This window comes from Sphingomonas jatrophae (genome assembly GCF_900113315.1).
Lineage (GTDB): Bacteria > Pseudomonadota > Alphaproteobacteria > Sphingomonadales > Sphingomonadaceae > Sphingomonas_P > Sphingomonas_P jatrophae.
This window is the reverse complement of sequence record NZ_FOZG01000001.1, coordinates 165,559-187,287: the sequence shown is the minus strand read 5'-3', so window position 1 is coordinate 187,287 and position 21,729 is coordinate 165,559. Positions and strand designations below refer to the sequence as shown.

Here is a 21,729-nt window from a genome sequence, read left to right as displayed (position 1 = left end):
CGCCGCTAGCCGACTCACCGGCGGCGCCCTATTACGGTTGTGTGACCCTGTTCATACCCCTCCGCATCCTGTCTGCCTACACGATGCTGGAAGGCGCGATCGATCCGACGGCGCTGGCCAAGCAGGCGCGCAAGCTGGGCTTTCCTGCCGCGGCGATCACCGATCGCAACGGGCTCTACGCCGCGATGGGCTTTTCCGATGCGGCGAAGAAGGAGGGCGTGCAGCCCATCGTCGCGGCGCTGCTCGGCATTGCGCGGCCGGGCACGCCGGAGGGCAAGCCGGTCAGCGTCGACTGGCTGCCGCTCTACGCGCAGAACGCCGTCGGCTACGACAATCTCTGCCGCTTGGTCTCCGCCGCGCATCTCGATCGGCCGGTGGAGCAGGACGCGCACGTCACGCTGGAGGCGCTGGACGGGCGGACGGAGGGGCTGATCTGCCTGACGGGGGCCGGCGACGGCGCGGTGACGCGGCTGCTGGCGGCGGGCCAGGCGCGCGCGGCGACGGCCTATCTCGACCGGCTGGAGGCGCTGTTCCCGCAGCGTCTCTATATCGAGCTGGCTCGCCGCGGCGAGGCGGACGAGACGGCCGCGGAAAGCGCGCTGATCGACCTGGCTTATGCCCGCGATCTGCCACTGGTGGCGACCAACCCGGCCGCCTATCCCGAACCCGGCTTCCACGCGGCGCATGATGCCATGCTGTGCATTGCGGGCTCGGCCTATGTCGACCAGCCGGAGCGCGCGCGCTCCTCGCCCGACGGGTGGCTGAAACCGGCCGACGCCATGGCGGCGCTGTTCGCCGATCTGCCCGAGGCGCTGGCCAACACCGCCGTCGTGGCCCAGCGCTGCGCCTTCGCCGCGCCCAGCCGCAAGCCGATCCTGCCCAGCCTTGCCGGCGACCGCGACGGCGAGGCGGCAATGCTGCGCGCGGATGCGCATGCCGGGCTGGTCGCGCGGCTGGCCCGCTATGCGGATGCGGAGCGGACCGCGGCAGAGATCGAGGCCGCCTTCCCCGATTATTTCGCACGACTGAAGTTCGAGCTCGACGTCATCGTCGGCATGGGTTTCCCCGGCTATTTCCTGATCGTCGCCGACTTCATCAAGTGGGCCAAGGCGCAGGGCATCCCTGTCGGCCCCGGCCGCGGATCGGGCGCGGGCTCGGTTGTCGCCTGGGCGCTGACGATCACGGACCTCGATCCGATGAAGCTCGGCCTGCTGTTCGAACGCTTCCTCAATCCCGAGCGCGTGTCGATGCCCGACTTCGACATCGATTTCTGCGAAACGCGGCGCGAGGAGGTGATCCGCTACGTCCAGCAGAAATATGGCCGCGGCCAGGTGGCGCAGATCATCACCTTCGGGCGGCTGAAGGCGCGCGCGGTGCTGAAGGATACGGGCCGTGTCCTCCAGATGAGCTACGGTCAGGTCGATCGCCTCGCCAAGCTCGTCCCCAATCATCCGACCGATCCCTGGACACTGGACCGCGCGCTGAACGGCGTGTCCGAGCTGGCGCATGAGGTGAAATCGGACGCGCAGGTGAAGCGCCTGTTCGATCTGGCGATGAAGCTGGAGGGGCTGCCGCGCCACAGCTCCACCCACGCGGCGGGCGTCGTGATCGGCGATCGCCCGCTCGACCGGCTGGTGCCGCTCTACCGCGATCCGCGGTCGGACATGCCCGTTACCCAGTTCGACATGAAGCATGTCGAGGGCGCGGGGCTCGTCAAGTTCGACTTCCTCGGCCTGAAGACGCTGTCCGTGTTGCAGAAGGCGGTGCAGCTGCTGGCCGGGCGCGGCGTCACGATCGATCTCGACACGCTCGGCTGGGACGATCCGGACGTCTACGCCCTGCTCCAGCGCGGCGACACGGTGGGCGTGTTCCAGCTGGAATCGGAGGGCATGCGCCGCACGCTCTCCGCCGTCCGCCCGACCAATTTCGGCGACATCGTCGCGCTCGTCTCGCTCTATCGGCCCGGCCCGATGGACAACATCCCGCTGTTCGGCGACCGCAAGAACGGCCGGGCGGAGATCGCCTATCCGCACCCCCTGCTCGAAGGCATCCTGGCCGAGACCTACGGCATCTTCGTCTATCAGGAACAGGTGATGCAGGCGGCGCAGATCCTTGCCGGCTATTCGCTGGGCGAGGCGGATCTGCTGCGCCGCGCGATGGGCAAGAAGATCAAGGCGGAGATGGATGCGCAGCGCGCACGCTTCGTCTCGGGCTGTGCCGAGAAGGACATTTCGGAGGCCAAGGCGAACGAGCTGTTCGACTTGATCGACAAGTTCGCGGGTTACGGCTTCAACAAGAGCCACGCTGCCGCTTACGCCCTGCTCGCCTACCAGACCGCGTGGCTGAAGGCGCATCACAAGCCCGAATTCTTTGCGGCATCGATGTGCTACGACATCGCGCTGACCGACAAGCTGGCCATCTGGGCGGAGGATATGCGCCGCGCCGGCGTCGTATGCCGGGCGCCTTGCGTCAACGGATCGCTGGCCGAGTTCACCGTGCAGGACGGTGAGGTGCGCTACGGCCTCGGAGCGCTGAAAGGCGTGGGCGAGGCGGCGATGGAGCGGCTCGTCGCCGAACGGACCGCCGCCGGCCCCTTCGCCGATCTCGACGATTTCGCCGCGCGCATCGATCCGCGCATCGTCAATCGCCGGCAGATCGAGGCGCTGGCCGCGGCGGGCGCGTTCGATGCGCTCGCGCCCGAGCGGGCCTGTGTGTTCGCAGGCGCCGAGACGATCCTCGCCCACGCCGCCGCGGCGCACGAATCGCGCACCAGCGGTCAGGGTGGCCTGTTCGGTGAGGCGGGCAGCGCGGGGCTGGCGGCGATCCGCCTGCCACAGGGCAGCTGGAGCCTGGCCGAGCGGATGGCGGCGGAGAAGGAGGCGTTCGGCTTCTATTTCTCGGCACATCCGACGGACCGCTTCCGCCACCTCGCCGCGGGGCAGAATGCGCGCAACTATGCGCAGGTGCTCACCCTGCCCGTTTCCGCCGATCCCGGCCGCGACGACAAGGGCCGGCCGCTGCCGCGCCCCACCGTCACCATGTCCGCATTGGTCGAGGAGGCGCGCTGGCGCACCTCCGCCAAAGGCCGCCGCTACATGATGGCGACCTGCTCGGATGCGAGCGGCCAGTATATCGCCACCTGCTTCGACGATCTGGTGTGCGAGGATGTGGAGGCGGCGGCGCGCACCGGGGCCTGTGCGCTGCTGACGGTGGAGCTGGATCGCCGGCCCGGCGAGGAGACGCCCCGCGTCACCATCCGCGGCGCCCGCCCGCTGGAGGAGCTCGCCTCCTCCGCCCGGCTGGTGATGGAGGTGGAGGCCGAGGCACCGGAGGCGCTGCCCGCGCTCGCCGCGATGCTGCGCGATGCCGGCGGCGGGCGGGGTGAGCTGCTGCTGATGGCGGTGCTGCCGGATGGCGGCGAGGCGCGGCTGCGCCTGGCGGGCGATCTGCTGCTCGACGCGGAGGTGGCGGCGCGGATCGAGCGGGTCGCGGGCGTGCGCGCGGTGCGCCTGCGCGCAGCCGATCCGCCACGCCTCGCCCGCGCGGGCTGACCGGCGCAGCGGCAGGGCAACTCATCGCTCAGCCACTCGGCAAATTACGCAAGTTACCGCATTGTGACGCCGCCAATCCGGTCAGTCGGAATGGCGAGGGGCACAATGGTGAACATGATGTTAGCCAATCCAGACGGGAACGACGCTTCGCGCCCGGACGTCCAACCTTCCATGCAATTTACAGAGAATTTGGGGGCGGCGCTTGAACAGCAGGCTGAACGCAATCGGCGCCTTGCGATGGAACGTCTCGCCGTTGCGCTGATCACGCCCGATATTGCCCATGCGGCCCGCCTGATCGATCATGCCTGCGGTGCGATGAGCCGCGTGCGCGAGGCGGAGGCGAGCGGCTGAGCGGGACGAGCGGTGCTGTCGATCACTCCTATCGGCACGCTTCGCTGGATCGCACCAGCGCTTCGCCTATCTGGTAAGTCACCATCAGGAGCTTACCCATGTCCACGCTTGAACAGGCCGCCGGCCTTCGCCTCGACCCCGTCCGCTTGACCGCCGGCCTGCTGATCAACGCCGTCGGCGCGGTCGCACTGGTTTCCGCGCTGGTCGGCTGAGCCTCAGCCCAGCACGCCCTCATGCAGGCGGACGACGCGGTCCATGCGCGACGCCAGCCGCTCGTTATGCGTGGCGACGAGGGCCGCCGCGCCCTCCCCCCGGACAAGCCGGAGGAACTCGGCCAGCACCACGTCCGCCGTCGCCTCGTCGAGGTTGCCGGTCGGCTCGTCCGCCAGCACCAGCACCGGCCTGTTCGCCAGCGCTCGGGCGACGGCCACGCGCTGCTGCTCACCGCCCGACAGCTGGCTCGGCCGGTGCTCGCGCCGATGGGCCAAGCCGAGCGCGTCGAGCAGCCCCACCGCGCGCTCCTGCGCCTCGACCGGGCTGCGACCGCGGACGAGCTGCGGCAGGACGACATTCTCCTCCGCCGAGAAGTCGGGCAGCAGATGGTGGAACTGATAGACGAAGCCCAGCGCCTCGCGCCGCAGCCGCGTGCGCCCGCCATCGTCGAGCTGCGCCGCCTCCTCGCCCGCAATCCGGATCGAGCCGCCATAGCCGCCCTCCAGCAGCCCGACCGCCTGCAACAAGGTCGACTTGCCCGAGCCTGAGGGGCCCAGCAGCGCCACGATCTCGCCCTCTGCAATCGACATGTCGACGCCGCGCAGCACCTCGATCTTCTGCCCGCCCTGCGCGAAGGCACGCGTCAGAGCGGTGGTGCCGAGAACCTCATTCATAACGCAGCACCTGCACCGGATCGGTCGAAGCGGCCCGCCGCGCGGGATAGAGGGTGAACAGGATCGACGATCCGACCGCGAGCGCGACGATCGTCACCACCTCGACCGGGTCGGTCTTGGCCGGCAGCTCGGTGATGAAGCGGATCGACGGATCCCACAGATTCTGCCCCGTCGCATATTGGATGGCGCCGACGATCGGCTGGCGGAAGCGCAGGATGATGAGGCCGAGGACGAGGCCCAGCCCCGTGCCGAGTACGCCGATCGTGACGCCCACCGTCATGAAGATGCGCAGCATCGCGCCGCGCGTCGCGCCCATCGTCCGAAGGATGGCGATGTCGCGCGTCTTGGCGCGGACCAGCATGATGAGCGACGACAGGATGTTGAACGCAGCGACGAGGATAATGAGCGACAGGACGACGAACATCACCACGCGCTCGACCGCCAGCGCCTCGAACAGGCTGGCATTCATCGTCCGCCAGTCCGCAATCTCGCCCTGCCCGCGCACCTTCTGCCCGAGCGGCGCGAGGATCTGGCCGACGCGGTCCGCATCCACCGTATCGATCTCGACCATGCCGACCGCGTCGCCCAGCATCAGCAAGGTCTGCGCATCCTGCATCGGCAGGATCACGAATGCCTTGTCATAATCGTAGACGCCGACCTCGAAGATCGCGCCGACCGTGTAGCTGACGATGCGCGGCACCGTGCCGAACGGAGTCGTCTGCCCCTCGGGGCTGATCAGGCTGATCTGGCTGCCCACCTGCGCGCCGAGCGTCTCCGCCAGCCGCGCGCCGATCGCCACCGTCTCCGATCCCGGCGCCACACGCGCGAGATCGCCGCCGACCACCTTGCCCCGCAGCACCGGGTTCATGCGGATATCGGCCGGCAACATGCCGCGGACGAGCACGCCTTCCACCCGGCCGTTGTAGCTCGCCATCAGCGGCTGCTCGATCAGCGGGGTGGCGGAGGTGACGCCGGGTGTCGCGCGTGCCTCGCGCACGATGTCGCGCCAGTCCGGCAGCCGCCCGCCATAGCCCTTCACCACGGCATGACCGTTCAGCCCGACGATCTTGTCGAACAGCTCGGCGCGAAAGCCGTTCATCACGCTCATCACGACGATCAGCGCCATCACGCCGATCGCCACTGCGCCGAGCGCGATGGAGGCGACGACGAAGATGAACGCCTCGCCGCGGCCGGGCAGAAGGTAGCGCTTGGCCACCATCCGCTCGTAGCGGGACAGGATCATCCAGCTACCCGCGCGACGACATCGGCCGTGGCCACATCCACCTTCTCGCCCGTGGCGCGGCGCTTCAGCTCCACCGTGCCCGCCGCGACGCCCTTCGGCCCGACGATGATCTGCCAGGGCAGGCCGATCAGGTCCATCGTCGCGAACTTGGCGCCGCCCCGCTCGTCCCGGTCGTCGTAGAGCACCTCGACGCCGGCTGCCTGCAGCTGCGCATAGAGCGCGTCCGCCGCCGCGGTGCAGGCCGCATCGTCGACGCGCATGTTGACGAGGCCGACCGGGAAGGGCGCCACCGCATCGGGCCAGATGATGCCCTTGTCGTCATGGCCCGCCTCGATGATTGCGCCCATCAGCCGGGACACGCCGATGCCGTAGCTGCCCATGTGCGGCACAACCTCTTCGCCGCCCTGCGCCTGCACCTTCAGCCCCATCGACGCCGAATATTTTGTGCCGAAATAGAAGATGTGGCCGACCTCGACCCCGCGCGACTGGCGCAGCGCCTCACCCGCCTCCGCTTCGCGTGCCTCATCACGCTTCTCGTCGGTGGCGGCATAATCGGCGGTGTAGCCGGAGACGATCGTCTGGAGGCCCGCTACGTCGTCGAAGTCGACCGCCGACAGCTCGGCCGGCCGTTCCCAATTGGCGTGGTAGAAGACGTCGCTTTCGCCGGTCGGCGCCAGCACGATGAACTCGTGGCTGAGATCGCCGCCGATCGGGCCGGTATCCGCCTGCATCGGAATGGCGCGAAGGCCCATCCGCGCGAAGGTGTTCAGATAGGCGACGAACATGCGGTTGTAGCTGTGCCGTGCGCCGGCTTCGTCCATGTCGAACGAATAGGCATCCTTCATCAGGAATTCGCGCCCGCGCATCACGCCGAAGCGGGGCCGCACCTCGTCCCGGAACTTCCACTGGATGTGGTAGAGCGTGCGCGGCAGATCGCGGTAGCTCCTCGCCGTGTCGCGGAAGATGGCGGTGACCATTTCCTCGTTGGTCGGGCCGTACAGCATCTCGCGGTCGTGCCGATCCTTGATGCGCAGCATCTCGGGGCCATAGGCATCGTAGCGGCCGGACTGACGCCACAGCTCGGCCGATTGCAGCGTCGGCATCAGCAGCTCGACCGCGCCGGCGCGGTCCTGCTCCTCGCGCACGATCGCCTCGATCTTCTTCAGCACGCGCAGGCCCAGCGGCAGCCAGGCATAGATGCCCGCCGCCTGCTGGCGGATGAGGCCGGCGCGCAGCATCAGCTTGTGGCTGACGATCTGGGCGTCAGCAGGCGATTCCTTGAGGACGGGCAGGACATAGCGGGACAGGCGCATGCGGTTCGGACACGTCCATGGAGGAAAAGGAGGCCCGTCTGTAGAACGGGAAGCCCCGCGGCGGAAGCGTCCGCTTGGGCGCGCTGTTGCCGGGAATCCACAGCTTGCGTCATTCGGCGTGCCTGACGCTACGGCACGATGACAAGACTGCAACAATCCCTTACGCCTCTCCTTGCGGACACAAGGCGCAGGCCATGGTTCGGGGAGGCTGGATCCCACGGGTGATCGGGGGGTTGCCCGTTCGGAGGGTCCGGCAAACAAGTCAGGGGGCTGACGAGCAATCGTCACGCGGGCGCCCGGATCGGAAACGGTCCGGGCGTTCGCTTTTGTGCGGCTCCCGATTGCGTGCGGTGCGTTGACCTCCCGAACCGCACAGGAGACGCCGCCATGGCCAGCCAGCCCCCGACGCCCGAAATCCCGAACGAATCGCCGGTCGACGTGCCCGTGCCGTCGCCGACCGATCCCATTCCGCCCACGCCGACCGATCCCGTGCTGGATCCGGGTGCGGGTGGCGATCCGTTCGTCGAAGGGCCGTAGGATGAAGCGCGGGGGCGAGCGATGGGTTCGCCCCCCGCGTTCGTCATGCTGGACTCGTTTCAGCATCCACCGGGCGGTCTTCGCCCCGCGCTGCTGGTCAGGCGGAAGAGTGGATCCTGAAGCAAGTTCAGGATGACGGCAGAGAGTATCAGCGTCCGGCTTAGCGTCACGCGATGATCCCAGTCCGCACCCGCTCCATCTTCCGCAGCCGCTGGGTGGCGCTGCTCTGGTCCGCCGGAATCGTCTGGTTCGCGGTGGACGTGGCCAACGATCAGAAGCCCGACGCCCCGGCCAACGCCGCCGTGAACGCAAGCAACGCCGCCGATGAAGCCGCCGAGGGCGCCGCCGCGCTCAACGAAACGGAGCGGCTCGTTCGTCAGCTGAACGGCGGCTAGATCCTCAGACCAGCCGGCTCTGCTTCACCGCCGCCTCGACGAAGCTCTTGAACAAGGGATGCGGATCGAACGGCTTGGACTTCAGCTCCGGGTGGAACTGCACGCCGACGAACCACGGGTGATCGGGCCGCTCCACGATCTCGGGGAGCCGACCATCGGGGCTCATGCCGGAGAAGACGAGCCCGCCCTGCTCCAGCGCGTCCTTGTAGTGGACGTTGACTTCGTAGCGATGACGATGGCGTTCGGAGATGGCGGTGCCGCCATAGATGGAGGCCACGACGCTGTTGCCGGACAGCGCCGCATCATAGGCGCCCAGCCGCATCGTGCCGCCGAGGTCGCCCTCCGCCGCGCGCTGCTCCAGCCCTTCCTTGCCCATCCATTCGGTGATCAGGCCGACGACCGGCTCGTCCGTCGGGCCGAATTCGGTGGTGGAGGCGCCGCCGATGCCCGCGGTATTCCGCGCGCCTTCGATGCACGCCATCTGCATGCCGAGGCAGATGCCGAAGAACGGCACCTTCCGCTCCCGCGCGAAGCGGACGCTGGCGATCTTGCCCTCGCTGCCACGCTCGCCGAAGCCGCCCGGCACCAGCACGCCGTGCAGCGGCTCGAGCTGCTGCGCCAGTTCGTCGCTGTCGCCCTCGAACATCTCGGCGTCGAGCCAGCGGATGTTGACCTTTACCCTGTTGGCGATGCCACCATGGACGAGCGCCTCGTTCAATGACTTGTAGGCATCCGCCAGGCCGACATATTTCCCGACGACGCCGATCGTCACCTCGCCCTCGGGATTGCCCAGCCGCTCGGTGATCCGATCCCACCGGGTCAGATCGGGCGAGCCCTCGGCCGGCAGCGCGAACGCCTCCAGAACCGCGCGGTCCAGCCCCTCGGCATGATATTGCAGCGGCACGCCGTAGATCGTCTTGGCATCCAGCGCCGGGATGACCGCGGACTGGCGGACGTTGCAGAACAGGGCGATCTTCGCCCGGTCGCTCTCCGGCAGCGGCCGCTCGCACCGGCAGACCAGCACGTCGGGCTGGATACCGAGCGCGGTCAGATCGCGGACGCTGTGCTGCGTCGGCTTGGTCTTCAGCTCGCCCGCGGCGGCGATATAGGGAACGAGCGTCAGGTGAACGAACGCCGTCCGCTCGCGTCCGAGATCGTTCCTGAGCTGGCGGATCGCCTCCATGAACGGCAGCGACTCGATGTCGCCGACGGTGCCGCCAATCTCGCACAGCACGAAATCGAGCCCGTCCGTCTCGGCCACGGCGAATGCCTTAATCGCGTCGGTCACGTGCGGGATCACCTGCACCGTCGCGCCGAGATAATCGCCGCGCCGCTCCTTGGCGATGATCGTCTGGTAGATGCGCCCGCTCGTCACATTGTCAGACTGGCGGCTCGGCACGCCGGTGAAGCGCTCATAATGGCCGAGGTCGAGATCCGTCTCGGCGCCGTCGTCCGTCACATAGACTTCGCCATGCTGATAGGGGCTCATCGTCCCCGGATCGACGTTCAGATAGGGATCGAACTTGCGAATCCGCACGGTGTAGCCGCGCGCCTGGAGGAGAGCGGCGAGGCTGGCGGCCATGAGGCCCTTGCCCAGCGAGGAGACCACGCCGCCGGTGATGAAGATGAACCGCGTCATGGGAGTCGGGCCTTAGCGATTAGGTGGCGGGCCGGAAAGGTGGCCGTCGCAACAACAAGGGCATCCGTGCCCCGGCCCGGGGCCGGAGCAAGGGTGCCGACGGTGGAGGAAGCGCGCCCTGGCAGCCTCGCCGGGGCGGCGGCTTATTGCGGCGTGCTGCTGTTGCCCGTCGTCGCGGCGGGCACGCCGGGCGGCGTGATCACCGGGATGGCAGGCGCCGGGGTCGAATCGACCTTGGGCTCCGCTGCCGGCGGGGTGCTGCGCTCGGTCCGTGCAGGCGCGGCGGAGGTGCTGCTCCGCTCGGTCCGCGCAGGCGCGGCCAGCGAGCTGTTCGGCGCGCCCGTGGTGGTCGCGGCTTCGCGGCGGCGCGGCGTCTCCGCCTTCGGCTCGGCGGCCGGCGCAGGCGTGGCCGCGGGCGTCGGGGCGGGCGCAGGCGCGCTGCTCGGCACGGCCGTGGCGGCACCGGCGACGGGATCGCCCTCGAACGGCACCGCGCCGGGCACCGCTGCGGGTGCGGCGGGCGCGAGCGGCGGCACACCGGCCGCGGGGGTCCGCGCCAGCGAGCTGTCGATCGTGCGCGGGCGATTCTGCACGGAGGCGAGTGCGGCAAGGCCGATCGACATGACGACGAAGATCGCCGCGAGGATCGTCGTCGTCCGCGTCAGGAAGTCCGCGGCACCGCGTGCGCTCATCAAACCGGTGGGGCTGCCGCCCATGCCGAGGCCGCCGCCTTCCGAGCGCTGCATCAGGATGACGCCGACCAGCGCGGCCGCGATCAGCGCGTGGATGACGAGAAGGAAAGTGAAGAGCATGACAGGCTTTCTGGTCGGCGGCCGCCCACGGCCGGCGCGAATGTGTGGCGCGCCTCTATCGGATCAAGGGCACGGCTTCAACGTCGCGGATCGGCCGCACCCGTGACGGCGCGGCCGGCGCATGGCTCACCAGACGGATTGCGCGAGGTCGTTCGCCGCTTCGATGATCGGCACGAACTGCGCCGCGGTCAGGCTCGCGCCGCCGACCAGCGCGCCGTCGACATTCTCGACGCGCAGCAGTTCGCGCGCATTCTCGGCCTTCACCGATCCGCCATAGAGGATGCGCACCGCCTCCCCCTCGCTCCACAACAGGCCGGTCAGCTTGGCGCGGATCGCGGCGTGCATCTCGGTCACTTCAAACACGCTCGGCGTGCGGCCGGTGCCGATCGCCCAGACGGGCTCATAGGCGACGACGATCTGCGAGGCCTTGGCGCGCAGCGGGATGGAGCCGTGCAGCTGCGCCTCCACCACCTGCACCGCGGCACCGCTATCGCGCTCCGCCTCCGTCTCGCCGACGCAGACGATGGCGATCAGGCCCGCCGCCATCGCCGCCGCCGCCTTGGCGCGGACCTGCCCGTCCGTCTCGCCCTGATCCTGCCGCCGCTCGCTATGGCCGACGATGACGAGCGTCGCGCCCGTCTCCGCCACCATCTGGGCAGAGACGCAGCCGGTGTGCGCGCCGCTGGCCGACTGATGGCAATCCTGCGCGCCGATGGGCAGGCCCTTGCCCGCCGCCACCGCGGCGCCGAGCAACGTGAACGGCGGGCAGATCGCGACATCCACGGCCGTGGCACGCGCCGCCGCCTCGGCGATGGTGCCGACCTCCGCCAGCGCAGCCAGGCTGCCGTTCATTTTCCAATTGCCCGCGACCAGCCTGCGACGCGCCATGTCCGCCCCTTATTCTACATATTTCCGCTGAGCCGCCCTAAGCAGCCGCGCGGCGCTTGCCAACCTGCGTGCGCCCCGATGCTTGTCGCCTCGGGCCGGGCGGCTTAAAGGCGGCGCTTTCCTTCTCCCAGCTTCCGGAACGATCCCGCCGATGCTCGCCTTCTTCCGCCGTGCGTTCCGATCCTGGATTGTGCTCGGCCTGCTCGGCTTCATCGCGATCGCGGTTGTGGTGACGGGCATCGGCACGCCCGCCGGCATGGGCGCGGGTGCCGGCGGCGCGGCCGGCGACAGCGTGGCGCGGATGGGCGACCTGTCGGTCACCGCGCCGGAAGTGGCGCAGGCGGCGCAGCGGCAGCTGCAGCTGGCGCAGCAGCGCAATCCCGACATCGACATGGGTCGCTTCATTCAGTCGGGCGATTTCGACCAGCTGGTCGATCAGATCGTCGCCAGCCGCACGCTGGAGGCGTGGGCGCGCGAACATGGCTTCGTCGCCAGCCGCCGGATGGTGGATGGCGACATTTCCAGCATCGCCGCCTTCCGCGGGCCGACCGGCAAGTTCGACGAGAATCTGTTCCGCCAGGCGATCGCCCGCCAGCGCGCCAGCGAGGCGGAGGTGCGCCGCGAATTTGCCGGCGATGCCATCCGCCGCCAGCTCGTGGCACCGATTTCGGGTGGTGCCGGCGTGTCGCAGGGCTTCGTCCTGCCTTATGCCTCGCTGCTGCTGGAGCGGCGCGACGGTCTCGTCGGCTTCGTGCCGGCCGCACTCACCCCCGGCGCGGCGCCGAGCGAGCAGGAAGTGGCCGAATGGTATGCCAAGCATATCGCCACCTATTCGCTGCCGGAGCGGCGGGTGTTCCGCTACGCGCTCGTCTCGCCCACGCAGGTGAAGCCTGCCGCGCCGAGCGAGGCCGAGATCGCCGCATTCTACAAGGCCAATGCGTCGAGCTATGCCGCCAGCGAGACGCGCACGCTCCGCCAGGTGATCCTTCCGGCGGAGGCCGCCGCCCGCGCGCTGAAGGCCAAGATCGCCGGCGGGCAGAGCTTCGCCGCGGCGGCGCAGGCCGCGGGCTTCGGCCCGGCGGACACCGAGGTCGGCAAGCAGACGCGCGAGGCTTTCGCCGCGCTTGCCAGCCCCGCCGCCGCCACCGCGGCGTTCGCGCTGGGCGAGGGTCAGGTCAGCGATCCCGTCCGCTCGCCGCTCGGCTGGCACGTCATCCAGGTGGAGGCGATCCAGCGCAACGCCGCGCGCCCGCTCGCCGCGGTGCGGAGCGAGATCGCCGCCAGCCTCGCCAAGCAGAAGGCCGAGGAAGGCTTTGCCGATCTGGTGGCCGGGGTCGACGATGCGATCGCCGGCGGCTCCACCTTCGATGAGGTGGTGAAGGCACGTGGCCTGACCGCACAGACCTCGCCCGCCGTGGCACTGAACGGCCTGTCGCCGGACGATCCCAACTACCGCGCCCCGCCCGAACTGGCGGCGATGCTGAAGGCCGGCTTCCAGGCTGCGGCCGACGAGGATCCGACGCTCGAGTCGCTTGGTCAGGGTCAGCCCAGCGTGCTGCTCAAGGTGGATCGCGTGCTGCCCGCCGCGCCGGTGCCGCTGAAGGTGATCCGCCCCGTCGTGCTGCGCGACGTGGCGCGGGACAAGGCCGCCCGGCGGGCACGCCAGGTCGCGCAGGGGATCGTCGCCAAGGCCAATGCCGGCACGCCGCTGGCGCAGGCCTTCGCCGCGACCGGGCTGAAGCTGCCCCCGCCTGAGCCCGCGGGTGGCCGCCAGGCGGATCTGGCGCGCGCCAACCAGCAGATGCCGCCGCCGCTCGCCCTGATGTTCAGCCTGCCGCAGGGCCGCGCCGGCCTCGTCGCCGCGCCGCAGGGCCAGGGCTGGTTCGTCTCCTACGTGGCGAAGATCGAGCCGGGCGATGCGCGCCGCGTGCCGCAGCTGATCGCCGCGACGCAAAGCCAGTTCTCGCGCGCGCTGGGTGAGGAATATGCCCAGCAGTTCGTCCGCGCCGCCGGGCAGCAGCTGAAGACGACGCGTGATCCCGCGGCGATCGCCCGCGTCCGGGCGGAGCTTGCCAGCGGCCAGGCGGCGCGGTGAGCGACGGCGGGGCGGCGGACCGCGCCGCACGCGAGGCGCTGGCCGCGGGTCGGCCGGCGCTCGTCTGGCGCACCATCGTCGCGGACACGGAAACGCCGGTTTCCGCCGCGCTCGCCCTGATCGAGCCCGGACGGGGCGATTTCCTGCTCGAATCGGTCGAGGGCGGCGCCACGCGCGGCCGCTACTCGCTGCTCGGCCTCGCCCCCGATCTCGTCTTCCGCGCGCAGGGGGATAGCGCCGAGCTGAACACCCGCTGGTTGACCGACCGCGATGCGTTCCAGCCTCTGCCCGGCGGCGCGCTCGCCGCGCTCCGCACGCTGGTCGAGCGGTGCCGGATGGACGTGCCCGAGGGGCTGCCGCCCGCCCTCGCCTGCCTCGTCGGCTATTTCGCCTATGAGACGATCGGGCTGGTCGAGACGCTGCCCCGCCCCGCGCCCAATCCGCTCGACCTGCCCGACATGATCTTCGTCCGGCCGACGACGATCCTCGTCTTCGATCGGCTGGCCGACCTGCTCCATCTGGTCGCCCCCGTCTGGCCGGAGGCATCGGGCGATGTGGTCGGCGATGCGGTGGAGCGGCTGGAGGCGGCGATGGCACGCCTCGCCGCGCCACGCCCGCGCGCTCAGGCCACCGCACCGGCGGCTCCGCCCGAGCCGCAGCCCTGCCTCGACTCCGCGCGATATGCCGCGATGGTCGCGCAGGCGAAGGATTATATCGCCGCGGGCGACATCTTCCAGGTCGTGCTGGCGCAGCGCTTCACCGCGCCCTTCCCGCTGCCGCCCTTCGATCTCTACCGGGCATTGCGGCGGATCAACCCGTCGCCCTTCCTCTACCATCTCGACCTGCCGGGCTTCGCCATCACCGGCTCCAGTCCCGAAATCCTCGTCCGCGCGCGCGACGGCGAGGTGACGATCCGGCCCATCGCCGGCACCCGCCCGCGCGGGCGCAATGCACGCGAGGACGAGGCGCACCGGAGCGAACTGCTCGCCGATCCCAAGGAGCGGGCGGAGCATCTGATGCTGCTCGATCTCGGCCGCAACGATGTCGGCCGGGTGGCGGAGGCGGGTTCGGTCGCCGTGACGGAGCGCTTCACCGTCGAGTTCTACAGCCACGTCATGCACATCGTGTCGAACGTGGTCGGCAGGCTCGATCCGGCGAGAGACGCGCTCGACGCGCTGTTCGCCGGATTCCCCGCCGGCACCGTCTCGGGCGCGCCCAAGGTCCGCGCGTGCGAGATCATCGCCGAGCTGGAGCCGGAGACGCGCGGCGCCTATGCGGGAGGCGTCGGCTATTTCTCGCCCGATGGATCGATGGACAGCTGCATTGTGCTGCGCACCGCGGTCGTGAAGGACGGCATGATGCACGTCCAGGCAGGTGCCGGCATCGTCGCCGACAGCGATCCCGCCGCGGAGGCTGCCGAGTGCCGCCACAAGGCCGGCGCACTGTTCGCCGCCGCACGCGAGGCCGTGGCCCGCGCCGCAGCGCCCGGTTTCGGCCAGTAACCGCCCGCGCGGCCGCCCGTCCTCAGGCGGCCATCCGCCAATTGCCCCGGCCGCTCCGCTTCACCGCATAGAGCGCCTCATCCGCCCGTCGCAGGATGGATGGGGCGTCGTCCTGCGGCTCGGCGATCGCCACGCCGACGCTCGCGCCCGTATGCACCACCACGCTGCCGAGCTCGATCGGCTCGGCCAGCGTCGTGACGATGCGCTGCGCCGCCTGCTCTGCCGATGCGATGTCGATCCGCGGCAGCAGCACGGCGAATTCGTCGCCGCCCAGCCGCGCGACGATGTCGCGTGAGCGCACCGACTGGCGCAGCCGCCGCACCACTTCGCGCAGCACGCGATCACCCATGTCATGGCCGTACGTGTCGTTGATCGGCTTGAACCGGTCGAGATCGACCAGCAGAAGCGCGGGCGGCGCGCCCGCCTCCCGCAAGGCAGGCGACAGCGCCGTATCGAAACCGCGCCGGTTGAGCACGCCGGTCAGCGGATCGGTCGAGGCCTGTCGCGACAGCCGCTCCTCGCGCTGACGCTCCTCCGTCACGTCGAAGATGATGCCCAGCACGCTCACCGGCTCGCCCCGATCGTTGCGCACGAGCTGCCGGCGCGATCGCAGCCAGCGCCATTTGCAGCCGGCCACGCGCATGCGGAACACCGCGGTGCCCGGCGTGTCGCGATAGGTCAGCATGTCCTTGCCCTCCAGCCGCGCGCGATCTTCGGGGTGAAGCCGATCGAGCAGGCTGGAATAGGCGACCGCGCGGTCGGGCGGCAGCTCGAGCGCGCGCGCCAGCCCCGCCGACAGCTGCACCGTGCCGGTCGCCAGATTGTGCTGCCACACGCCGCCGTCGACCAACTCCATCGCCAGCGCGAGCTGGGCGCTCCGCTCGCGCACCGCCTGCTCGGCCAGCTTCTGCTCGCGCAGGTCGCTGATCTCGGAGACGAAGAAGGCGGCCTCACCGTCCCGGTCGCGGACCACCGCCACCGTCAGCAGCGTGTCCACGGGCGAGCCATCGGCCGCGATGTAGCGTTTTTCGAGCGAGTAGCTGTCAATCTCCCCGCGTTTCAGCGCGGCGAAGCGATCCGTGTCGTCGCCGATGTCGTCGGGGTGGGTGAAATCCTTGAAGTGCCGGCCGACGATGTCGCTCACCTGAAGCCCCAGCATCCGCGCAAAGGCCGGATTGGCCTGCGCGATCTTGCCGTCGGGCTCGACCAGCGCCTTGCCGATGGCGGATGCGGCGAAGGCGGCGTTGAACGTCGCCTCCGTCCGCTCGAGCTTCCGCAGCATCGCGCGCTGCCGGCTGAGATCGGTGACGAGCACGTGCAGCCGCACGATCTGCCCCCCGGCGCCGCGTTCGGGCGTGATCATGATTCGCGCCCAGCGGAGCGCGAAGGCGGGCGGCAGCTCCACCTCGATGTCGGCGAAGTCCCCCGCCAGCGCCCTGAGCACGCCGGGCTCCACCAGCGGCCATAGCGCCGGGCCGAACACCTCCTGCGCCGGGCGGCCGATCAGCGATGCCGGGGCGACGCCGAGCCAATAACCATGGGCGGCATTGGCCGCCTCGAAGCGGAGGCTCTCGTCCAGCGTGGCGACAAGCGCCGGCAGGGCGTCAACCGAGCGGCGAAGCAGGGCATCCATGCCGAGATCATCACATATCAAATATTGACAGGAGGTTGCTTAAGCGCCGAGCAGCGCCATCTCCGTCGAACAAGGCGTGGACGCCGCCGCCGCGCTGTGGGAAAGCAGCCGGACATGATCCTCGTCATCGACAATTACGACAGCTTCACCTGGAACCTCGTCCACTACCTGCGCGAGCTGGGGGCCGAGGTTGAGGTGGTGCGCAACGATGCGCTCTCGGTCGGCCAGGCGCTGAGCAGCGGGGCCAGGGGTTTCCTCATCTCGCCCGGCCCCTGCACGCCGAACGAAGCGGGCATCTCGCTCGATCTGGTGGCGGCCTGCGCGGCGGAGGCGCGCCCGCTGATGGGCGTCTGCCTCGGCCATCAGGCGATCGGCCAGCATTTCGGCGGCCGCGTCGTGCGCGCAGGCCAGCTGATGCACGGCAAGACATCGCCGGTCGAGCATGACGGCACCGGCCTGTTCGAAGGCCTGCCGACCCCCTTCACCGCCACGCGCTATCACTCGCTGACGGTGGAGAATGTGCCGCCCGCGCTCCGCGTCACCGCGCGCACCGCCGACGGCACGGTGATGGGCCTCGCGCATGAGACGCTGCCGATCCACGGCGTGCAGTTCCATCCGGAGAGCATCGCCACCGAGCATGGCCACGATCTGCTCGCCAACTTCCTTCGCGTCGCCGGCCTGCCGGTGAAGAGCCTCGCGTGACGACGCTGGCGCTGCTCCCCGATCCGGCGAGCCCGCTGGACCATGCCACCGCGCACCAGGCATTTGCCGACATGCTCGACGGGCGTGCGGGGGATGAGGAGGTCCACGCCTTCCTGCTCGGCCTGACGCTGCGCGAGGAGACGTCGGTCGAGATCGCCGCCGCCGCGCGGGCGCTGCGCGAACGGATGATCGAGGTGCAGGCGCCGCCGGGTGCGATCGACGTCTGCGGCACCGGCGGCGACGGCGCGCACAGCCTCAACATCTCGACCGCCGTCGCCATCGTCGTCGCCGCCTGCGGCGTGCCGGTGGCCAAGCATGGCAATCGCGCCGCTTCGTCCAAGGCGGGCGCTGCCGACACGCTGGAGGCGCTGGGCCTCGATCTCGACCGTGCGTCGGCGCGGGCGGAGGAGAGCCTCGCCGATCTGGGCCTCTGTTTCCTGTTCGCGCAGAAGCACCATCCCGCGCTCGCCCGCCTCGCGCCTGTCCGCCGCGCGATCGGCCGGCGGACGATCTTCAACCTGATCGGCCCGCTCGCCAATCCCGCACGCGTCACGCGCCAGCTCGTCGGCATCGCCCGCGTCGATTATCTCGATACAGTCGCCGGCGCGATGCAGCTGCTCGGCATCGAGCGGGCGATGCTCGTCTCGGGCGAGGAAAGCCTCGACGAACTGTCCATCGCCGGGCCCAGCCGCGTCATTCGCCTCGATGCCGCCGGGCGCGCGGATGAGACGGTCGCGCCCGAGACGCTGGGGCTGGAGCGTCATCCGCTCGATGCGATCCGCGGCGGCGATGCCGCGTTCAACGCCGCGCGCCTGCGCGAGCTGCTGCTGGGCGAGCCTTCCGCCTATCGTGACGCGGTGCTGCTCAACGCCGCCGCCGCGCTGATCGTCGCGGGCCACGCCGCCGACTGGCAGGAGGGCGTGGAGGAGGCCGCCGAAGCGATCGACCGCGGCCTCGCCAAGGCGCTGCTCGATTGCTGGATCGCCTTCTGATGAGTGCTTCGATGACCGACCGCCTCGCCGAAATCTGCGCAACCAAGCGCGAGCATGTCGCGACCCGCAAGGCGGTGATCCGCCCGGCCGAGATTGATCGCATGGCCCGCGCCGCCTTTCCTGCGCGCGGCTTCCACGCGGCGCTGCGCGAAAAGGCCAAGGCCGGCACGGCACTGATTGCCGAGATCAAGAAGGCCTCCCCTTCCAAGGGGCTGATCCGCGCCGATTTCGATCCGGCCGCCCATGCCCGCGCCTATCAGGCGGGCGGCGCCGCCTGCCTCTCGATCCTGACCGACGAGCCCTATTTCCAGGGCTCCGACGATTATCTCGTCGCGGCACGGATCGAGGTGAGCCTGCCCTGCCTGCGCAAGGACTTCATGGTCGACCCTTGGCAGTCGGCCGAGGCGCGTGCGCTGGGTGCCGATGCGATCCTCGTCATCATGGCCGCGCTGGACGACGGGCTGGTGCACGAGATCGAGGCCGCCGCGCTCGATCACGGCATGGACGTGCTGATCGAGGTGCATGACGAGGCGGAGCTGGAGCGGGCGCTGCGCCTCCGCTCGCGCCTGATCGGCGTCAACAATCGCGATCTGCGCGACTTCTCCGTCGATCTCGGCCGCACCGAACGGCTGGCGGCACTCGTGCCCGGCGATGTCACGCTGGTGGCGGAAAGCGGGATCCGCGACGCCGCCGATCTCGCCCGGCTGCACGCCGCCGGCATCCGCTGCGCGCTGGTCGGCGAGACGCTGATGCGCGAGCCCGATCTCGAAGCCGCCACCCGCCGGCTGCTGGCATGACCGGCCTGACCCATCTCGACGCGGACGGCGCCGCGCGCATGGTCGACGTCTCGGCCAAGGCGGATACGACGCGGGAAGCGACCGCGGTCGGCCGCATCGCGATGACCGCGGAGGCCGCCGAGGCGATCCGCGCGGGATCGGTGAAGAAGGGCGACGTGATCGCCGTCTCCCGTGTAGCGGGAATCATGGCGGCCAAGCGGACGAGCGACCTCGTGCCGCTCTGCCACCCGATCGCCATCGCCGGCGTCACGCTCGACCTGACGGTCGAGGCGGACGGCGTGTCGGCCAGCGCCACCGTGCGCACCACCGGCCCGACCGGCGTCGAGATGGAGGCGCTGACCGCCGTGTCCGTCGCCCTGCTCACCGTCTACGACATGGCTAAGGCGCTCGATCGCGGGATGGCGATCGGCGGCATCCGCCTGCTCGCCAAGTCGGGCGGCCGCTCGGGCGACTGGCGCGCGGCATGAGCCTGCTGCCGGTCGAGGAGGCGCTCACCCGCATCCTCGCGCTCGGGACGCCCCTGCCGGTCGAGCCCGCGCCGCTGGCCGCCTGCCTCGGCCGCACGCTGGCCGCGGACGTCGCCGCCGCGCGCGTGCAACCCGCGGCAGACCTGTCCGCCATGGACGGCTACGCCATCCGCTTCGCCGAGCTGCCCGGCCCCTGGACGCTTGCCGGCGAGAGCACGCCCGGCCGCCTGCCCGATCGCGCGCTGGCACCCGGCGAGGCCATGCGCATCTTCACCGGTGCGCCGCTGCCCGCGGGCGCGGATACCGTCGTCGTGCAGGAAGAGATCGAAGCGGAGGGCACCGCCGTGCGCCTCACCGGCGAGGGGCCGCCTCGCCCTGGCGCGCACGTCCGCCCTGCCGGGTCGGACTTCGCCGCGGCCGCGCCATTGCTCACCGCCGGCACCCGGCTCGGCCCTGCGCACCTCGCGCTCGCGGCGATGGGCGGCCACGGCACGCTCCCCGTCCGCCGACGCGCGCGCGTCGCCCTGCTGTCGACCGGCAACGAGCTCGTGCCCGTCGGTGCACCGACCCACGGGCTGGACCTGCCCGCCTCCAACGCCCCGATGCTCGCCGCCCTGCTCGCCCCCCATGCCGCCGATGCGGAGGATCGCGGCATCGTGCCGGATCGCCTCGCCCCGCTGGCCCGCGCGTTCGAGGAGGCGGCGGGCGCCGATGTGCTCGTGACCACCGGCGGCGCTTCGGTGGGAGACCATGATCTGGTGCGGCCCGCGCTGGTGCAGGCGGGCGCGGCCATCGACTTCTGGCGGATCGCGATGAAGCCGGGCAAGCCGCTGATGGCAGGCATGCTCGACGGCGCGATCGTGCTCGGCCTGCCCGGCAACCCTGTCAGCGCCTTCGTCACCGCGCGCCTGTTCCTGTTGCCCCTCGTCGCTCGGATGACGGGTGAGCCTGCCCCGGCCTCGACACGGCCGATGACGCTTGCCGCGCCGCTGCCCGCCACCGGCATCCGCGCCGAATATCTCCGCGGCCGGACCGAGGGCGATCGTGTCGCACCGCTGTCCGGTCAGGACAGCGCGGGGCTGGCGACGCTGGCGCAGGCGGATGTGCTGATCGTCCGACCGCGCCACGCGCCCGCCGCCCGGCCTGGCGATGTGGTGGACGTGCTGCCAATCGCTTGACACGCCGATTCGCGTTCCCTACACGTTCCGCGTTCGTTCCGAAGATCGGGGATCCGCGATGCTGACGCGCAAGCAACATGAGCTGCTCTGCTTCATCAACGACCGGTTGGCGGAGACCGGCGTGTCTCCCTCGTTCGAGGAGATGAAGGAGGCGCTCGATCTGCGCTCCAAGTCGGGCGTCCATCGCCTGATCTCCGCGCTGGAGGAACGCAGTTTCATCCGCCGCCTGCCCAATCGCGCGCGCGCGCTCGAGGTGCTGCGCATGCCCGAACTGGCGCAGTCCGCGCCCAAGTCGAAGGCATCGTCGCCCCCGCCCGCCCCGGTCGTGCCGACCGCCGCCAACGATATCCTTGAGATCCCGCTGCACGGCCGTATCGCCGCGGGCGTGCCGATCGAGGCGTTGGAGGGGCAGACGACGCTCGCCGTCCCATCCGCCCTGCTGGGGCCGGGCGAGCATTATGCGCTCGAGGTCGCCGGGGACTCGATGGTGGAGGCGGGCATCCTCGACGGCGATTATGCGCTGATCCGCCGTACCGAACAGGCGCGCGAGGGTGAGATCGTCGTTGCGCTGATCGAGGATAGCGAGGCGACGCTCAAATATTTCCGCCGGGAAGGGGCGATGATCCGGCTCGATCCGGCCAACCGCGCCTATACGGCGCAGCGCTTCGCCCCCGATCAGATCCGCGTCCAGGGTCGCCTCGCCGGGCTGCTGCGCCGCTATTGAGCGAACAGCGCGGGCTCGCCTGG

Annotated in this window: 18 protein-coding genes and 1 pseudogene; 12 read left to right on the top strand and 7 right to left on the bottom strand. The window is 70.3% G+C overall.

The annotated features are described in order from the left end of the window. The first annotated feature begins 41 nt into the window (after nt 1–41). Nucleotides 42–3,551, top strand: a complete 3,510-nt coding sequence (dnaE, locus tag BM360_RS00760; protein WP_278247378.1) for a DNA polymerase III subunit alpha — start codon at nt 42–44, stop codon at nt 3,549–3,551. 105 nt (nt 3,552–3,656) lie between these two features. Then, entirely contained in the window at nt 3,657–3,902 is a 246-nt protein-coding gene (locus BM360_RS19245) for a hypothetical protein (protein ID WP_131819140.1), read from the top strand. Between the two features lie 215 nt (nt 3,903–4,117). On the opposite strand, the gene BM360_RS00755 is transcribed toward BM360_RS19245, so the two are convergent. From BM360_RS00755 to proS, 3 genes are read right to left on the bottom strand one after another with little or no spacing between them, the layout of a single operon-like run. Further along, nucleotides 4,118–4,789 carry an ABC transporter ATP-binding protein gene (locus BM360_RS00755; protein ID WP_093309406.1) on the bottom strand — a complete coding sequence of 224 codons (672 nt, stop codon included), beginning with the start codon at nt 4,787–4,789 and terminating at the stop codon, nt 4,118–4,120. Continuing rightward, nucleotides 4,782–6,032, bottom strand: a complete 1,251-nt coding sequence (locus tag BM360_RS00750) for a lipoprotein-releasing ABC transporter permease subunit (RefSeq protein ID WP_093309405.1) — start codon at nt 6,030–6,032, stop codon at nt 4,782–4,784. Before BM360_RS00750 ends, BM360_RS00755 begins: the two co-directional genes overlap by 8 nt. Then, nucleotides 6,029–7,345 (bottom strand): proline--tRNA ligase, encoded by a 1,317-nt coding sequence (proS, locus tag BM360_RS00745; protein WP_093309403.1) that lies wholly within the window; start codon nt 7,343–7,345, stop codon nt 6,029–6,031. Before proS ends, BM360_RS00750 begins: the two co-directional genes overlap by 4 nt. Nucleotides 7,346–7,732: 387 nt before the next feature. Here proS and BM360_RS19415 point away from each other — a divergent pair, with 387 nt between their 5' ends. After that, nucleotides 7,733–7,882 (top strand): hypothetical protein, encoded by a 150-nt coding sequence (locus BM360_RS19415; RefSeq protein WP_165611161.1) that lies wholly within the window; start codon nt 7,733–7,735, stop codon nt 7,880–7,882. A gap of 173 nt (nt 7,883–8,055) precedes the next feature. After that, nucleotides 8,056–8,277 (top strand): hypothetical protein, encoded by a 222-nt coding sequence (locus BM360_RS00740; RefSeq protein ID WP_093309401.1) that lies wholly within the window; start codon nt 8,056–8,058, stop codon nt 8,275–8,277. Nucleotides 8,278–8,281: 4 nt separating this feature from the next. On the opposite strand, the gene BM360_RS00735 is transcribed toward BM360_RS00740, so the two are convergent. The 3 genes and pseudogenes from BM360_RS00735 to tpiA all read right to left on the bottom strand — a co-directional run bounded on the left by BM360_RS00735 (nt 8,282) and on the right by tpiA (nt 11,616). Continuing rightward, complete coding sequence (locus BM360_RS00735; protein ID WP_093309396.1) at nt 8,282–9,916, bottom strand: CTP synthase; 1,635 nt, start codon at nt 9,914–9,916, stop codon at nt 8,282–8,284. Between the two features lie 428 nt (nt 9,917–10,344). Beyond that, nucleotides 10,345–10,728: pseudogene (gene secG / locus BM360_RS20155) on the bottom strand (preprotein translocase subunit SecG); the annotation flags it as partial. Nucleotides 10,729–10,854: 126 nt separating this feature from the next. Further along, a complete protein-coding gene (gene tpiA, locus BM360_RS00725) occupies nt 10,855–11,616 on the bottom strand; it encodes a triose-phosphate isomerase (RefSeq protein WP_093309392.1) in 762 nt (253 codons plus the stop codon). Between the two features lie 151 nt (nt 11,617–11,767). Between tpiA and BM360_RS00720 the strand changes: the two genes are divergently transcribed. Beyond that, on the top strand, nt 11,768–13,711 hold the full coding sequence (locus tag BM360_RS00720; protein WP_093309389.1) for a peptidylprolyl isomerase: 1,944 nt from the start codon (nt 11,768–11,770) through the stop codon (nt 13,709–13,711). Beyond that, a complete protein-coding gene (gene trpE / locus BM360_RS00715) occupies nt 13,708–15,213 on the top strand; it encodes an anthranilate synthase component I (protein WP_093309387.1) in 1,506 nt (501 codons plus the stop codon). Before BM360_RS00720 ends, trpE begins: the two co-directional genes overlap by 4 nt. Nucleotides 15,214–15,235: 22 nt before the next feature. Here the strand turns inward: trpE and BM360_RS00710 are convergent, their stop codons facing one another. Next, a complete protein-coding gene (locus BM360_RS00710; RefSeq protein ID WP_093309385.1) occupies nt 15,236–16,846 on the bottom strand; it encodes a GGDEF and EAL domain-containing protein in 1,611 nt (536 codons plus the stop codon). Between the two features lie 114 nt (nt 16,847–16,960). On the opposite strand from BM360_RS00710, the gene BM360_RS00705 reads away from it, so the two are divergent. Genes BM360_RS00705 through lexA form a run of 6 tightly spaced genes read left to right on the top strand, consistent with a single transcriptional unit; the run spans nt 16,961 to nt 21,706 of the window. Continuing rightward, entirely contained in the window at nt 16,961–17,548 is a 588-nt protein-coding gene (locus BM360_RS00705) for an anthranilate synthase component II (RefSeq protein ID WP_093313520.1), read from the top strand. Next, nucleotides 17,545–18,540, top strand: a complete 996-nt coding sequence (gene trpD / locus BM360_RS00700; RefSeq protein WP_093309383.1) for an anthranilate phosphoribosyltransferase — start codon at nt 17,545–17,547, stop codon at nt 18,538–18,540. Before BM360_RS00705 ends, trpD begins: the two co-directional genes overlap by 4 nt. A gap of 11 nt (nt 18,541–18,551) precedes the next feature. After that, on the top strand, nt 18,552–19,337 hold the full coding sequence (gene trpC / locus BM360_RS00695; protein ID WP_093313518.1) for an indole-3-glycerol phosphate synthase TrpC: 786 nt from the start codon (nt 18,552–18,554) through the stop codon (nt 19,335–19,337). Further along, entirely contained in the window at nt 19,334–19,804 is a 471-nt protein-coding gene (gene moaC, locus BM360_RS00690) for a cyclic pyranopterin monophosphate synthase MoaC (protein WP_093309379.1), read from the top strand. The genes trpC and moaC overlap by 4 nt, the downstream gene beginning before the upstream one ends. After that, nucleotides 19,801–20,982 carry a molybdopterin molybdotransferase MoeA gene (locus BM360_RS00685; protein ID WP_093309376.1) on the top strand — a complete coding sequence of 394 codons (1,182 nt, stop codon included), beginning with the start codon at nt 19,801–19,803 and terminating at the stop codon, nt 20,980–20,982. Before moaC ends, BM360_RS00685 begins: the two co-directional genes overlap by 4 nt. Nucleotides 20,983–21,040: 58 nt before the next feature. Continuing rightward, on the top strand, nt 21,041–21,706 hold the full coding sequence (gene lexA, locus BM360_RS00680) for a transcriptional repressor LexA (protein WP_093309373.1): 666 nt from the start codon (nt 21,041–21,043) through the stop codon (nt 21,704–21,706). Nucleotides 21,707–21,729: the final 23 nt, after the last annotated feature.

Bases quoted from the DNA above. Each gene is read 5' to 3' on its own strand.
- BM360_RS00720 (WP_093309389.1), top strand. From the start codon at position 11,768: ATGCTCGCCTTCTTCCGCCGTGCGTTCCGATCCTGGATTGTGCTCGGC.
- BM360_RS00755 (WP_093309406.1), bottom strand. From the start codon at position 4,789: ATGAATGAGGTTCTCGGCACCACCGCTCTGACGCGTGCCTTCGCGCAG.
- BM360_RS00710 (WP_093309385.1), bottom strand. From the start codon at position 16,846: ATGGATGCCCTGCTTCGCCGCTCGGTTGACGCCCTGCCGGCGCTTGTC.
- BM360_RS19415 (WP_165611161.1), top strand. From the start codon at position 7,733: ATGGCCAGCCAGCCCCCGACGCCCGAAATCCCGAACGAATCGCCGGTC.
- BM360_RS19245 (WP_131819140.1), top strand. From the start codon at position 3,657: ATGGTGAACATGATGTTAGCCAATCCAGACGGGAACGACGCTTCGCGC.
- tpiA (WP_093309392.1), bottom strand. From the start codon at position 11,616: ATGGCGCGTCGCAGGCTGGTCGCGGGCAATTGGAAAATGAACGGCAGC.
- BM360_RS00750 (WP_093309405.1), bottom strand. From the start codon at position 6,032: ATGATCCTGTCCCGCTACGAGCGGATGGTGGCCAAGCGCTACCTTCTG.
- BM360_RS00740 (WP_093309401.1), top strand. From the start codon at position 8,056: ATGATCCCAGTCCGCACCCGCTCCATCTTCCGCAGCCGCTGGGTGGCG.
- moaC (WP_093309379.1), top strand. From the start codon at position 19,334: ATGACCGGCCTGACCCATCTCGACGCGGACGGCGCCGCGCGCATGGTC.
- trpC (WP_093313518.1), top strand. From the start codon at position 18,552: ATGACCGACCGCCTCGCCGAAATCTGCGCAACCAAGCGCGAGCATGTC.
- lexA (WP_093309373.1), top strand. From the start codon at position 21,041: ATGCTGACGCGCAAGCAACATGAGCTGCTCTGCTTCATCAACGACCGG.
- BM360_RS00705 (WP_093313520.1), top strand. From the start codon at position 16,961: ATGATCCTCGTCATCGACAATTACGACAGCTTCACCTGGAACCTCGTC.
- BM360_RS00685 (WP_093309376.1), top strand. From the start codon at position 19,801: ATGAGCCTGCTGCCGGTCGAGGAGGCGCTCACCCGCATCCTCGCGCTC.
- proS (WP_093309403.1), bottom strand. From the start codon at position 7,345: ATGCGCCTGTCCCGCTATGTCCTGCCCGTCCTCAAGGAATCGCCTGCT.
- BM360_RS00735 (WP_093309396.1), bottom strand. From the start codon at position 9,916: ATGACGCGGTTCATCTTCATCACCGGCGGCGTGGTCTCCTCGCTGGGC.